This is a genomic window from Candidatus Nitrosocosmicus sp. R, from assembly GCF_054408505.1.
Genome location: NZ_CP167090.1, coordinates 1784286 through 1798659, shown reverse-complemented (window position 1 = coordinate 1798659; position 14374 = coordinate 1784286). Strand labels below are relative to the sequence as shown.

At 35.0% G+C, this 14374-nt stretch carries 12 protein-coding genes and 1 tRNA gene; 5 read left to right on the top strand and 8 right to left on the bottom strand.

The genetic code is table 11. From position 1 onward, the window contains the following. Nucleotides 1-246 precede the first annotated feature (246 nt). The 4 genes from AAGU22_RS09250 to AAGU22_RS09235 all read right to left on the bottom strand — a co-directional run bounded on the left by AAGU22_RS09250 (nucleotide 247) and on the right by AAGU22_RS09235 (nucleotide 4616). Entirely contained in the window at nucleotides 247-600 is a 354-nt protein-coding gene (locus AAGU22_RS09250; RefSeq protein ID WP_458718829.1) for a hypothetical protein, read from the bottom strand. A 5-nt stretch (nucleotides 601-605) separates the two neighbouring features. Further along, nucleotides 606-1223: a hypothetical protein gene (locus AAGU22_RS09245; protein ID WP_458718828.1), complete on the bottom strand. Its 618-nt coding sequence runs from the start codon at nucleotides 1221-1223 to the stop codon at nucleotides 606-608. Nucleotides 1224-1551: 328 nt separating this feature from the next. Further along, nucleotides 1552-4059 carry a bifunctional DNA primase/polymerase gene (locus tag AAGU22_RS09240; protein ID WP_458718827.1) on the bottom strand — a complete coding sequence of 836 codons (2508 nt, stop codon included), beginning with the start codon at nucleotides 4057-4059 and terminating at the stop codon, nucleotides 1552-1554. After that, nucleotides 4056-4616, bottom strand: coding sequence for an AbrB/MazE/SpoVT family DNA-binding domain-containing protein (locus AAGU22_RS09235; RefSeq protein WP_458718826.1), 561 nt, complete (start codon nucleotides 4614-4616; stop codon nucleotides 4056-4058). The genes AAGU22_RS09240 and AAGU22_RS09235 overlap by 4 nt, the downstream gene beginning before the upstream one ends. 21 nt (nucleotides 4617-4637) lie before the next feature. On the opposite strand from AAGU22_RS09235, the gene AAGU22_RS09230 reads away from it, so the two are divergent. Both AAGU22_RS09230 and AAGU22_RS09225 read left to right on the top strand, forming a co-directional pair. After that, nucleotides 4638-5513, top strand: coding sequence for a hypothetical protein (locus tag AAGU22_RS09230; RefSeq protein WP_458718825.1), 876 nt, complete (start codon nucleotides 4638-4640; stop codon nucleotides 5511-5513). A gap of 373 nt (nucleotides 5514-5886) precedes the next feature. Beyond that, nucleotides 5887-6060 carry a hypothetical protein gene (locus tag AAGU22_RS09225; protein WP_458718824.1) on the top strand — a complete coding sequence of 58 codons (174 nt, stop codon included), beginning with the start codon at nucleotides 5887-5889 and terminating at the stop codon, nucleotides 6058-6060. 140 nt (nucleotides 6061-6200) lie between these two features. Here AAGU22_RS09225 and AAGU22_RS09220 read toward each other — a convergent pair whose 3' ends face one another. After that, nucleotides 6201-6782 carry a hypothetical protein gene (locus AAGU22_RS09220; protein WP_458718823.1) on the bottom strand — a complete coding sequence of 194 codons (582 nt, stop codon included), beginning with the start codon at nucleotides 6780-6782 and terminating at the stop codon, nucleotides 6201-6203. Between the two features lie 202 nt (nucleotides 6783-6984). Here AAGU22_RS09220 and AAGU22_RS09215 point away from each other — a divergent pair, with 202 nt between their 5' ends. Next, a complete protein-coding gene (locus AAGU22_RS09215) occupies nucleotides 6985-7212 on the top strand; it encodes a hypothetical protein (protein WP_458718822.1) in 228 nt (75 codons plus the stop codon). Between the two features lie 775 nt (nucleotides 7213-7987). Here AAGU22_RS09215 and AAGU22_RS09210 read toward each other — a convergent pair. Together AAGU22_RS09210 and AAGU22_RS09205 are read right to left on the bottom strand one after the other, a co-directional pair. Next, a tRNA-Glu gene (locus AAGU22_RS09210) sits at nucleotides 7988-8090 on the bottom strand. A gap of 627 nt (nucleotides 8091-8717) precedes the next feature. Continuing rightward, nucleotides 8718-10373 (bottom strand): hypothetical protein, encoded by a 1656-nt coding sequence (locus tag AAGU22_RS09205; protein ID WP_458718821.1) that lies wholly within the window; start codon nucleotides 10371-10373, stop codon nucleotides 8718-8720. Between the two features lie 1511 nt (nucleotides 10374-11884). Between AAGU22_RS09205 and AAGU22_RS09200 the strand changes: the two genes are divergently transcribed. Beyond that, the gene (locus tag AAGU22_RS09200) at nucleotides 11885-12091 is read left to right on the top strand and encodes a hypothetical protein (RefSeq protein ID WP_458718820.1); all 207 of its coding nucleotides are present in this window, start codon (nucleotides 11885-11887) and stop codon (nucleotides 12089-12091) included. 498 nt (nucleotides 12092-12589) lie between these two features. Continuing rightward, a complete protein-coding gene (locus AAGU22_RS09195; RefSeq protein WP_458718819.1) occupies nucleotides 12590-12823 on the top strand; it encodes a hypothetical protein in 234 nt (77 codons plus the stop codon). A 352-nt stretch (nucleotides 12824-13175) separates the two neighbouring features. Here the strand turns inward: AAGU22_RS09195 and AAGU22_RS09190 are convergent, their stop codons facing one another. Then, complete coding sequence (locus tag AAGU22_RS09190) at nucleotides 13176-13919, bottom strand: hypothetical protein (protein WP_458718818.1); 744 nt, start codon at nucleotides 13917-13919, stop codon at nucleotides 13176-13178. Between the last annotated feature and the right edge of the window lie 455 nt (nucleotides 13920-14374).

Genomic DNA, 14374 nt, shown 5'->3' with positions numbered 1-14374 from the left:
TCATCTATGCTGTCTCTTCATGTCTTCTAATCATCTATTTTTTGACAGTAGTTTATGAACCGTCCAAACAACTGTCAAATTTGAAATTGTTATATTTCCGCCTTTTTTGTGCTTAAATTGTTACCACATGTTTCTTCGATTTGACAGTTTGACAGTTTGACAGTTCTTTTCTAAATGAGTGGAAAAACGAATCGATACAATATGATCTAGTCAGTCCATGAACAATTTGCAAGTTTAGGTTGAAAATTAAACTTCTCTTGCTTCTGAAACATACATCTCTTTGTACTCTCTCATGACTCGAGACAACCAATATCCAGCTAGTATCCAATCATTTACATCCAAATAGTGTCCTATATTCTCCAAAGTAGTCTTGAAATCCTTGCCATCGACTCTTATGGTTTCCAGTGCGGTTAAATATTTGAAAACAGTTACCGCCTTATCCTTTAATTTTCCCATCCTCAAACATATCATCAATATCACCGCACCGATTGTCAAAATAGAAAAAATGATGATTATCATTTTAGTTAATTCAGTATCGATGAAAACCTTTGCAAATATGCTTAAAAAACCTGGAAGAAAAACAATAGCTATGATGAACACAAAAACTACAACTGCGAAATATATTTTAATCCTGTAATTCTGTCTATCTCCGCAGATATCCATTTTGACTTGACAGCTCGTTGTCTCAAACTTTCCAATGTCTTAAATATCCTTTCTAGCTCATCCGCGCCTATTTTCTGCAATTCATTCCCTAAAATATCGGTACCAATCTCTGACTGATTAAGAATATCCCAGTCTATTTCATATTCTCTTACGAGTCTAGGAGGATACCCAATTGCGAATAGGTATATTGGGTAAAAGATTGACTGTATACTCTTTCCAAATATTTTTAGTCTTATAAGACCGTGTATGATATCGTCCTCACCATAAATTGGACCATACTGTGGAGGAACAGAAGGTTTGATTTTCCATTTAATTATCAATTTTCCCCCACTTAAGAATCGTTCTTTTCCTAAGTAGATTCTTTGTAAAGCACCAAGTGGATCGCATATTGACAGTGTTGTAGCGACAAATCCCATAAGGACTAGAAGGGGGGCGATTTCTCCTAAATTTGGTTCGATAAGATTGATACCATGACCAAAGATAAGCGCAAGTAATGTAATTAATGAATATGAAAAGGGGAATTCAGTAAGTTTCAGTAAATTCTGTGTGAATTCTCCCATTCTTTTATTTTGGAGTACAAGTTCAAAAATATTGCGAGGGTTAGCCTTGATACTTTATCTATTCAATGTTTAGGGTTAGACTTAATAATTCATATGAACTCTCAAAACTTGGCCGTCTATCTACAACTACTGTCAATACTGTCAAACTGTCAATTGATATTACTAATGGAAACGAAAGGAGCACAAAATAGGCCTAAAAATATAGTATTCTGATTTGACAGTACTTTGACAGTTCTAAAACAATTGTCAAAAAGCTATTGAATATGAATCAAAGATAAGGTCACAAACATACATGATCCTTCATTAGGTGAATGTCACCTTCTAGTGATCATTTGTCACATTCAAAGTTATCCGAGAATCTTTTCCTGTGTATATTAGGATTAAATTCTTTATTCTCTTCCACTAGGTTAGTTCTTCTATTTCGCAATTTTTCAATTCGTATAATCCTATTTCCCTCTTTGTTCCTTTCTCCTGTGATGACATCAATTCCTTTTTCCTTTAGATTGGGTATAACCTCATTAATCTTTGATGTTAGTTTGTTCGATCCTTTGGGCCATAGATTGCTTCTTCTTAGTTCTGGTTTTATCTGATCAATGATATCTGTCAATACATTGTGTAGTTTGGTAGGGGTTCCCTCCCAAACGAAACCCTTGTCTCTTTCGTTAATAAAAAGTAGTATTGATTCAGCAACAGGCGATGCTTCAATGACTTCATCATTTTGATCCAATCTGTTTTCTTCATAGGCATCTATGAACTCGTTTTCATCATTCCCTACACATCTTGATAATATCTCGCCCCATTCTGCAAAATCAGCCATTCTTGGAAATCCGTTCTTGAGGATCTTTTCCTCTTTGTGTTCCTCTTTGTACTTTAGGGCTTTTACCAGGGTATCAAAGATATATCCTAATACGAATGGTCGTAATCTCTCAAACTCATTCTTGATATCTTCTTCCTTTCTCCTTGCATTCTCTTCAATTCTTTTAAACTTGATAACTAAAGATCTGTCTAGAAAATCAGGTCTTGTTGTAGCCAGATTAATACCATTGATTCCGATACATCTTTTAAATTTGTACAAAAAGTCTTCATCGTTAGTATAGTGTGCTCTCTTGCTAAAGCCCGATCCTGTGACTGCTCTACAAATCAGATCAGACATTTCATCTGATATGTGAGATACGTTATCAAAAAATACCACATGCTGATGTTCTAATGTTTGAATCACATCATTGATTTGTTTACTAAAAGAGAAATCATCAACATTGCAAGGGTCTGCGATGTTTTTTATCATTCTAAAGGCTGTTGTTTTGGCCCCGCCCCCATTACCCTTTACAACAAGAATAACTTTGGGTATCTCTGGAATGAACAGAATGATAAGATATACGGTGAGAAGGATTTTGTCCCTTTCAGATTGAAGATTAAACAATTTAAAGAATTGATCAAAACCTTTTTTGTTATCTTGCAATGATGAGGAGGGTGTAACTTGCGGGCTGCAATTACCTTCATACCTTTTAAAGAGCGGTAAATTGTTGTTCTTGATTACTTCCCATCCTTTGGATGATATTTTGACAATTTCCCACTCTGAGTTTGTAAGGTCGTAATAGAAAACATTCGGTTCTTCTTTTCTGGCTGCTACTCTTAAGCTTAGCTCGATCTTCTTTAACTCATCAGTAAACATCAATTCTGATTCTAAAAGTTTCAGAATTGCATCTAGTTTGTCATCACTTATAGTTTTCCTTTCTTTTTCAAAGTATTCTTTTCTAACAATCCCTGTGAATCTGTTGCTGTTTAGAGGAATGCATTCGATATGGTTATTCACCTTAATTGTTATGTGATATTGACTAAACTGATCTTTGAATACTTCAATCCATCTTTTCTTAATGGAATCTAGTAGAACAGGAATATTCACGATAGATTTTTCAGTTGGTTTTTCTCCATCTTCTGCAGTTGATATGCTAGTATCATCTGACGTTTTTTGGAAAATGTATTTCTTAGCACAATCCCATTGTTTCTCAAATTCTTTATCGTCAAGTGGAGGCTTACAATGTTCTTCATTCCATTCTATCGTTAAACACTTAATCATCTCTTCAGAGTAAATGTTTCTAAGCTTGCCGATTAGTGATTCCATGACCCTCATTAATACTAAATGTCTATTGTTTCCTTCACGTACTTCAAAATCTGGTTTGAATAGTTCTTCGATTGCGATTTTGTTATCACTAGGTAGCGCTATACCAAAATCTTCATAAATCTCGTCAATCGAATATTCGAGATTCACTGAGTGTTCTTTGTTTAATACGGTTGGAGTTGAGGTTCCTATAATTTGATAGGGGGCACCATTTTTGTGTACCGAGGGAGAACAAAAAATGATCCCATGCTTTCCTTCTGACTTTACTTCTATTGCTGGTATATCTGTCTTGCCAAAGTTGTTGGGGCCGCCAATTCCTGATTTCTTTGAGAGTGGTTTTTCCACTATAAAGTATATGTGGGATTTATCTTTGGCATCAAGATGCTGTTCCACAATTGTCTTTTCTGCAATCATTTCTAATGTATCCACTTTACCAAATTTGGATAGGAATTCTTTAATCCCTAAGGCATTGTCAATATCAATACATGTTAGAAATTTTCCTTTGTATTCGCCACGCCAGATCATCCCCGCAATTATAGCACAGCCATCATTGAAATCTCCAGATTTCTTCCAATCTTCATAAACTTCATCTGGAATTGGTTTGTCTTGCCATTCTGTCCATTTCACCTTAGGTATTTTGTTCGTAGAGACGGCTGGGATAATGTTCACTCCAATGGTGTAAAACCAAAAGTCGATATCTTTTGTAGAGGATATCAATTAAAATCCTCCTCGTAAGAAATACATTCGTTTTCAAAAATCTTCGTTTGTACTTGCTCAAAATCTAGTCCGTACTTGATACACAATTTCCTAAGTATTGGGATGAGAACTTTTTCTTCAAATTCACTTTTACAACTACAATCAAAAAATTTCAAAAATGTTTTTGGTATCTGAAATACATGTATGTAGTCCTCATTTTCTAGAATGTGTTTAAATTTGTCGGTGCAATATTCAGTTAATGAATCCTTATCCCCCGGCTCTAGTCTGTCCTTTCCAACATTGTAATCAATTGTATCCTTCCTGAATGAGCCGTGGTAATTCTTATAGCTTAGATTGTTGTTGAATTGGTTATAGTTATACATTTCATCTACTTTTTTTTGGATTTTTCTGATTCTGATCTCATCTCCAATTTGGGAGATCATGACATAGCTACCCTTTTGGATTCCTAGGTCGAGAGTCATGATTTTGGGTAAGATTACGGATACTGATGAGGGGCCCTGTTTTTGCGTCTTGCTGTATCTTGTTCTGCTGTTTGAAGAATTGTTCGAATAATTCATTTAATATATTTATTCCAATTAATGAGTAGAAGAGAACTATTGAACCCCCGTACCGATGAACCCCCGTACCAATCCGACATTATCAAAGTTTTGGAGGGTCATAGAGGGTTAGGAAATTATCAAGAAACTCTATCTTTTTTGACCCAATGGAAGATAATTCGAGAACTATCAGTCAAGCCACTTACATACAATCAAATTCATAAAAAAACAAGTATACATCGAAACGAACTAAGAAAAATTCTTGATCTGTTTGTCAAAAAAGGATGTCTCTTTAAGCATAAATTGGCAACAGGTATTCTGGAAAAACAAAGAGGTAGACCAGAATATTATATTCTAAATTTTGATCATTCACAAATCCACGATACCTTGATAGGTAAAATCCCAAACTACGTTAGACTGGAGTACCAAAAAGCGAAGCAAGCTTCAACTTCTGTGAGAGAAATGAAAAAATATTGGGCAATTTTAAATGGTAGCATTGACTATTTTACATTTGTATTTTTATCCCAGGATCCAAAATTGTATAGATATGAGGATGAAGTAAAAAAAGATTCATCGTACGAAGAGCCACAATTTTCAAAAAAAACACGCCTATTCTATGACATCTATCAAGACAAACGAATACAAGAAAATCTTAAAGAATTAAAGGAATTGGAAGACTCCATTTTTTCCATACAACTAGAAGAAAAAAGGTTGAAAGTGAAAAACTACCTAGATATAGAAAAATCATGTGTAAATATTACTTCGTTTCTTGTAGAGCAAAATGGGTTGACGGCATGGGATGGCTTTATCATGTGTACTTTTTCTTTTGATGAGTCCAAAGAAATCTATTTCCGAATATGGAAAATATTTAAGAAGAATTTTCCGGACTATTTTTCACAATCGAATGGATCAGATTGATGCTATTGAAATTCACTAATGTCAACAACCATTTTTGAATCCGTCCTCCGTTGCTCGCTGCTAAATATTCCATCGCTTTGAAAAAATTTTGTGACATCTAAACGAAACTGTTTCATATATTAAAGATTCAGTTAGTTGAAGGATGTAAAAAATCAGTATTATAATTTCTCAAAGTTTTGGCGACGGCACGTCTTTGGTATTCCTTGATGCAAGACCTATAATCACAATCAAAAAATGAATCTATTGAGTTCAAGAAATGGCGGCCCCCTCACCCATGAAAATCTCAGATATGTGAGGGTATTGACTAGTCATGGGGTTCATATTCAATAGTCATAAAACTTTATGTTTGATATTGTTCTCTCTAGGATAAGATATGTCTTTCAAGCAAAAACTGCTAAACGTATTATTAGTGCACCCAAAGCTAGCTGTATTCGCTATAGGGTTAGCGATAACAATGGCTGTTGGAACAGCAATAGGAACGTTGGATCATAACCATTTGGCATCAGCAATCTCTCAATCCAGTACCGTAACCGGCGGGTTTAACTAATTGCTGATAAATTCTCTTTTTTTTGGCCAACCCAATTTCAACGGCACTCTTCAACGCTAATCAATTTCAACAGTATTCTTTAGAATAAAAAAACAAATCCAGAAAATCATTTCGTAAGCCTTAAACAATTTCTATTATGGTCAATCGATAAAGTCTAACAGATTAACATCCGTTATAGCACTTTTCCCCGAGGACTTTTTAATTCTGTTCATCAGGTTTTGATTCTGCAAGACTAAACTAAAAAAGAAAAGTACAGAAATAGATGATTCTGAGTCGATTAACATCCTAGCCATTGCCCCATTATCCAAACTATTACAACAATCAGCTACCATCTTTAGTAACTGTTCTCTATCGTCTTTATGAAGGGCGTATAGCAGACCGCGCCACCTTTCGCAAGTTTTGTCAAACAATGTTTTTGCTAAGGGTTTCTCTTTATCCAATACAACCAATTTCTGATTTATGGATTCTTCAGTGACATTAACCTCCTCTTTACAGAACTTCAAAAGTGTCTTATAATTATGGAACAAAGCACCCATCATAATAGGCTCTATTGGTATTGGTCTGTTGGCATTAGACAGATATTGAGTATATAACTTGGCGTTTTCAAATATGGTGTTAAATGCTTCTTTCTCATTCTTGGATGGTAGTTCTTTCTTAAATTCAGACCAGTTCAGTCGTTCTATTTCAATCAAATGTCTAAATGAAGGAATACTTCGACCCATATGACTTGAATATGTAATTGTAAATATTTATGCTTTACGCAGTGTAACTATGCGTATACTATTACAAGCAAAGCTTTGCCATGAACCCGGCCCGCCATACTTCTAACCTATGAGGATTTAAAGATGGTTTCCAATTATCTACAAATATTGTTCTGTCTTCAAAACTTAAAACCTTAAATTATACCAATAGTGATTTTGAAATATGCAACACAAGCAATACTTGTCAGCGGTAGTAGTCGTCATCGCTATTGTGACAGTAGGACTAGTCGCAATGCCATCTATAAGCGAACAAGCTTATGCCGGTAATTCTATATCTGAATCAAAGAACAAAGGACAACAAGGTGAAGAAAGTTCTGACGGCAAGCGCCAGGGACATGGTGGAACTAACTGTCCAAAATGCGGAGGGAGCGACGACGGAACCGGAGTCTAATATCAATACTAGACCAACTTTTTTTATATGGTAACAGATATCTTGATCAGTTAAACCAACCCTCCACTGGTATTTTTCTCTAATCACAGCCTGCGTGGAATATACATTTGTTATAAAAATGCACAAGTGAAGGAGCTCACTTCTAGATCTTCTATAGACTAATATTTCATGTTATCAAAGACTGCTTAATCACAAGCTGGAAGTTTTGCAAAAAGAATTCTAAATGCTATCAAATCTAATTATTAGAGATGTCACGATCATATGTTTGAATAGCATACAAAAAGGGGGCTTCCCCAAGTCAAAACGACAATATTTCCTCTTCATTGTCATAAAAGCACTAACTAGACTAGTTCACTAAATAACATTTGATCTAATAGAATGAAAACGACACTACAAGGACTAATATCGACGTAATTGAAGGCTCCGGTGATATAGTAGTAATGAAAGCCACACAATCCAGGTAAGCATTTCGCCCTCTCAAATGACGACACCATTACTATCTCCATTGGATACATCCAAAAAAGCTTTAAATCCAATTGCCTCAAATATTCTTGTTCTATGACCACATGTACCATCTGTAACAGAGGCCTAAATTCTACATATGTCAGAATTGGAAGTCTCGGATCATTCAAAAAGATTGGTTATTCATGCTTAAGCTGCGATATACACTACGACAAAAAACTGTATACGTTAAATGAAAAACTGTATACAGATTCTCATAAAACAGAGATCATGAAAAGAACCTCAAATTGGCCTTCTTTTTCCAAACAGAGGATGCTCCGGCCGGGATTTGAACCCGGGATCGTCGCCTTGAGAGGGCGAAATGCTTAGCCGGACTGTGTGGCTACTTTGGTTAATAACCTCTACACCACCGGAGCCTACTGCGTTTTTTATTAAACTTGAGGGGTTATTAATATAATACTTTGTTCGTTGATCATTTGCTTCGTCATCATTAACCTTTGAATGGTAATTATTACCTCTACAAGGGCTATTAAAATTCCTTTCTTGTATATGTATTTCATTAGTTTCAGAAGATTCAACTGCTTTACCCCTGCTACTAAATTTGGTAGCTCCTGTTTTCGGATCTTTGGCATTACTAAATTCAGTAGCATCCGATTTTAATTTAGTATCTGACACATAGTTATTCTGAATTTAGAAAACTTCATTAAACGCTAAGTGATTAATTGGAAAAAGCTTTGATATAAAAGGTAGTTCTTTTTGCAAAATCTTAATCTTCTTTCTTATGATACATCGGATTTTTCGTTCATAGGAGCCTGTCAGTTTCTTTTCCCCTTGTAGATACGAAAGCTCAGATCTGGATAACATTATATCATTAGTTTCAGATCTAGAACAATTAAGTTTTTTTGGTTTCTCAACTTATTGTAGAACTAATTTATTATTAATCATTGGAGAAGATTTTGTTTCGGCCGCTCAATGGTTTATTCCAAAGGAGAATAAATTGGATTAGATAATGATGATAGATGGCCTGAGCATCAGATTATACTTCAGTCGAAATCAATGTCAAATTCTATGGAATTATTTTCAGCAAATTGTATTGGATCATCGCCATTATTCCATAATACTATTCCGTTTACATTGTCGATTGTTCTAGGTTCGCCGGTTTCTAAATCTAATCCTTCCTGGGTTCCAGAAATATTTGCTTGATATAGTGAATTATCTGAAGAACCCTCGTCATCCGCAGACTCTAATTCAACCTCGACGGCGTCAGATTCACCATCCTCAAAGGTTGTAGCCACTAGTTTGAGATCATCATCTCCAACCAGGTTTAACTTCAATGAGGCCTGATCTAATTTGCAATCCTCAAAATATGCAATTATCTTTACGCGTTCAGAATCTAGTTGGCCAGGGAATAAGTCTATGCTATCCGAGATATCATCGCAAGTATCTTGTGAGGCTCTGATCACATCTGAATCGCCGTTATTTCCATTATCGTCATCACTACCTGTTTCACATCCAATACCATCATTATCATTTCCATCAAAGCCGTGCGGGTCAGGCCCATTTACCTTGAAGTTGTGATAAGGAATCTCGTCATCCTCAAGGTCTCCACCTTGGTCACAGTCGAGATCAGGCGGCGGGTAGGGAATGCAATTATTTGGATATGACGGGTCGCATTGTTGTTGCCCACAATCTGGATCTTCAGAATCAGTTAAACCATCACTATCGTCATCTCTATTATTATCGCATTCATCAGGTGTTTCTACACAATCATCCAGACCTGGATTTTGTTTGCATATATCGTCCTTGTAACCACAGGTTTTCTGGTCAGGTCTAAAGATCATGCCTGCTGGACAACCGTCGGAATTTGGAATACAACGCCCAGTTTCATCATCATCAACTGAATGATATCCATCCGGACAGCCGTCACGATGATCTGGAACACATTGTTCATCCTCATTTTGAAAGAAGCCATCAGGACATTCACCATCAACAGAAGCACATTTTGGTAAATCGGGATTAAACAAGCAATCGCCATCCGGTCCTTCTTCATTCTCCTCAGGAGTAGGAGTAGTTACATTTCCATTACTATTTCCATCATCGCTTTCACAACCTATTCCATCGTTGTCTTCATCAAACCCATTTGGATCTCCAGATGATACTATGAAGTCCCTATCAGATATATCGTCACAGTCCAGTTCTTGATCTCCATTATTATCATTCGGGGAAGAGGACGAAGAATTGTCATCGTTATCGGTTAGAGTAGCGGGATTTTGTAATGTAGGTGGGATTGTAGTTATTGGAGATGGTAATAAAGATGGATCAGTAGCCGCCGAGGCTGTAGAGTCTGAGCTGGTTGGTGGTGGTGCAGAGTTTGTGGCGTCGGTAGAGACTGGATTATCACTTTCAGAACTGCTATCACTTTCAGAACTGCTATCACTTTCAGAACTGCTATCACTTTCAGAACTGCTATCACTTTCAGAACTGCTATCACTTTCACTACTGCTATCACTTTCACTACTGTCCTCCCCATTTTGAGCAAATGCCTGTTGTAATCTTAATTGTGAAGAGGGACTTGGGAGAGAATACATTAAACTAGATAATGAGGGTGAACTAAACATGGAAACAGATACGATAAGTATCAAGGATAGTAACATTAACCATTTAGCAGATAATTTTCGATTTGAATTATCACTATGCATATTTCTGTTACAATCGTAATCTCATTTCTGTATAATATCTATTTGATAAATTTGTTATAGATCAAATTTATATAAGAATTAAATATTGCGTTCTGGTTTGTATCTGATTAACGAATTTAATTGGAATATATTGAATATGTGTCCTGATTGTTACCATGTCCATATATTACTAGTCTACTCTGAATTCCATAATGCTGAACTATTTGATGATTTAATAAAACATGAATAAATTTGGCCGCTGCAAAAGCCATAGTCATAGGGGGATAATTACTGCATTCATTGTGGTAATAATCTAAGGTTGTAACCTGTAGATCATATGTCATTCAACCAAATTTTCGCTGTGATGAGGCACCTCATTAGACATGATGACATATTTGCATTTGGATTTTTTACGAGGTCCGAGTCAATAACATCGAGTTTACCTGAACTTGCGGAAGGGTCATCAAGATGGGGTGACTATTTATTTTATATCGAGTGCAGGGGTTATTAGCCAAATTATCAATAACTTACCCAATACTTGACTGATTCTAAGGTTATTGGACAACTAACCATGGATGAGTGTGTTAATCTTGACAAGTATTGACCATTCTATTCTCTTTTGATATTAAATAAATTGAAGATTAAGTAACGTTTGACTTCTTATCAGAAAGTTTTATCGTTTCATTAGTTCTGCTAATCAGGGTTAATCATGTTTTGATTCAAGGATGTATGTTGTCTTTTCGGCCCCATCAAGCTCCAAAGCGAGAGTATTACTAACAACGATCGAATTCCAAAGCAGTAATTTTTGCGAAACAACTGACATTTATTTCGATCTTGGTAATAATTGCACTTTAAAGAGGTCTTCATAAACGAATTAGTCTACTAAGTGTTGCAAGTTCAGATATAGGTGACATTATAGCTTACAGATATGGGTTACACTTTTGTGGTTGTGTCAGGAAGTGAACCCATATAGAAATCGAAAGAAGCAGGTTTAATCTAATGCATGAAAAGGAATGGACTGGTGATACTGCATCTAATATTTGCAAAAGATACGGTATATCCAGAAAGAGTTACTAAAAGTGGAAGAGCAGGTACAGTCAGAAGGGGATAGATGGACTATCAGATCTCTGTGAAAGACCCCACAATATCAAGTACAAGAAGATCACATCTAAAGTAGAAGAAACAATACTTGATTTTAGGATAACCAAGAAATTTGGTTGCTATAAGATCAGGTTTAGACTAAAAAGAACTATTGGATTGTCATGAATCACAAGAACCGTATACAAGGTACTAAAGAAACATGGTCTTAACATCCCCAAGTGACAATTTAATAGAAGAAAGTATAAGCGGTTTGCCATAAAACATCCTAATGATATGGTGCAGACGGACATTCTGGGACCATTCTATCTTAACAATTCTGGTGCAAAGAAGTATTTATCAGTTGCTTAGATGATTGTTCCAGGATAGCTGCAAGCAGATGGTCTGAAAGAAAAAGATCGATTGACGTAATCGATGTACTAGAGGATTGGATAATGGTCAATGGTAAACCCAAGACTGTGATGCATGATAACGGAAAGCAGTTTATATTTAAAAGATTCAAACATTTTCTTGTACACAGTATTATTAAGGATAAACCAATACCTAAATTTTATCCACAGATGCAAGGAAAGATAGAAGCATATAACAAAATAGTAAGGAATGAGTTTCTAAAGATGGAAGATATCCCAAATTTAGAATAAGGTTAACTAAGGTATGACATGTTTGTGAAATCATATAACGATTCAAGAGAACACGTTGGAATTAATGGTCTCACTTCATCAGAGAAGTTTCTACAAAGGTTAATTATATCCGCGATACATACGAAAACTAAGCAACATGATGTAACCCGTGTAAGTAACTAAAAGTGTAACCTATCTTTGTAAGTACAACAATTAAGATACGTCCTCATCTTCGTATAGCCATTCTGGGACAGATGTATTATAGTTATTGTTTGAGAACACATTGTCGTTTATGTTGGTTGGTAGGCCGTTACCGTTACTCACCAAATTGATGAAATATCACTATTTGTCATTTGCTGTGATTTATAAAATTTCAATTGGAAATTCAACTTTTTTGAAATTTGTTGAAATTTTTTTTAATAACTTTAATTCTTTAATAATAAACGATTCTTAATTAATTATATTCAATAACGTTTTTATATTTCTCCTTATTATGATATTTTGATGTTGATACATTGATTGGCAATCATTGCCATAATCTCAACCGTGAGCACGGTAAGCGCTATAATAATTCAAGAAGTAAGCGCCGAACCAAAAGACTACAATTATAATTCTCATAGTAAATACACATACGATCCTGAAACCGGCGAATATGATTCTAAAGGTGGATCTAATGAGAATGGCCCATCTGGACATACAAACTGCAAGTGGTCATATGATTCTGACGGAAATTATGAATCTAGATGCAAGTAACTAGCGCATAGCTGACGTATAAATTCATTTTTTTTTATCATAGATAGTATCAACAAATTTTTAAATGATACTTTGTATTACCAGAATAATTCTTAGTTTACATTATTAGATTGACGTTTAATGTTGATTTGTTTCGGCCGCTGTAGAGCTATATTGTTTTATAGTATTCTAATACCAGTGGTCTATAGCATCGACATCTCCGGATTTGTTCTAAAGTAGGATATTAGTGCTGTAGTGCAAGAGTGATTCAAGGCTATATCATAAAGTATTTATTACTGTAAATATTAATCTCGTTAATGCAAATTAAAACCAAATTCCTACCGGTAATAGCAATAATGACCGTACTCTATTGTTAATTTTCTTTCGCAAAGGGGTCCAGAATGATCCGTTCAACCAACAACCGAGAGATTATCTTATCCAATATTTCTAGAACTTCAGGTAATATTGTCAATATCAATAGGTCTAGGGAATCACCATAATTTGGTGGATTACCTTTCTCAAATTTGTATGATTTTCCACCGCAATCGACAGTATCCTCGTCTTGATTATATACCCCATTATTGAGGATAGTATTTCGGGCATTACGGAACAATTCAATACAACCACTCTTGGAATTTAAATTCAAGAAATCTAATATTCCCTCTATAAGTTTACTAAAGTTACCCTCCTTTGTTTCTCCCTTTTCAGATGGATTTAGTAAATAGTTATAAAAAACTCTAATACGACTATCCAAAATTGAGAAAGATGATGCATATAATCCTACGATCATAGTCTTAATAAAATCATTGGATATTGTTTGACGGCGTAAAAATCTCATTGTTGCTTTATCATAAACGTTGCTACCGTCATACTGATCCAGATATGAAAAGTAAATGTCGTAGTTAGGATTCCACCATTCGTCCTTCTCCAAATATTGATCTCTGAATATGACAGATAGCTTTGCAAAACGAATAACAGAAGAAAGCGTATTGTAGGTAGTATATCGCATATCTCTTTTCCAATCAAAATTATTATTTGAAATATTCATTGCCGTTTCAGCGGCCCTATTAAATAGCTTAATCTCTAGCGTATGTAAATCAAATATCTTATCACCCATTTTTAAACAATAATAGGTCAATGTAATTAACAATAACTCTATAATTTCCAGCAACTAATCGTTGATATTGATTTATAATCAACTTAATTATGTTTGTTCTTAGATTAATTAGTCATAAGACAATATTCAAAAGAATAGTTTACTCATATAATATCTAATTAACTTAAAATAGAGATTCTACGAACTATTGATTAATTCTTTTTCAAGCTGGAGAAAACCGGCTTCGGATTCAAGGACATATAGGATCCCAAATAATACATCGAATTATTGTGTTACTTCAGCAAGGTTCTTGCTATAGTTTATTATCTTTTCTATGTAGTGGCCAAATCAAATAATTACAATCAAACTATAGTAACAATAATCAATCAATTGGTGTAATGTCCAATTTGATCTTAATATCGTCGTCAAATGTTGGATATGAGCAATTTACCTCAGAAATATACGATTCATATAAT

Bases quoted from the DNA above. Each gene is read 5' to 3' on its own strand.
- AAGU22_RS09230 (WP_458718825.1), top strand. From the start codon at position 4,638: ATGAGTAGAAGAGAACTATTGAACCCCCGTACCGATGAACCCCCGTAC.
- AAGU22_RS09235 (WP_458718826.1), bottom strand. From the start codon at position 4,616: ATGAATTATTCGAACAATTCTTCAAACAGCAGAACAAGATACAGCAAG.
- AAGU22_RS09220 (WP_458718823.1), bottom strand. From the start codon at position 6,782: ATGGGTCGAAGTATTCCTTCATTTAGACATTTGATTGAAATAGAACGA.
- AAGU22_RS09225 (WP_458718824.1), top strand. From the start codon at position 5,887: ATGTCTTTCAAGCAAAAACTGCTAAACGTATTATTAGTGCACCCAAAG.
- AAGU22_RS09245 (WP_458718828.1), bottom strand. From the start codon at position 1,223: ATGGGAGAATTCACACAGAATTTACTGAAACTTACTGAATTCCCCTTT.
- AAGU22_RS09190 (WP_458718818.1), bottom strand. From the start codon at position 13,919: ATGGGTGATAAGATATTTGATTTACATACGCTAGAGATTAAGCTATTT.
- AAGU22_RS09205 (WP_458718821.1), bottom strand. From the start codon at position 10,373: ATGCATAGTGATAATTCAAATCGAAAATTATCTGCTAAATGGTTAATG.
- AAGU22_RS09200 (WP_458718820.1), top strand. From the start codon at position 11,885: ATGGTCAATGGTAAACCCAAGACTGTGATGCATGATAACGGAAAGCAG.
- AAGU22_RS09215 (WP_458718822.1), top strand. From the start codon at position 6,985: ATGCAACACAAGCAATACTTGTCAGCGGTAGTAGTCGTCATCGCTATT.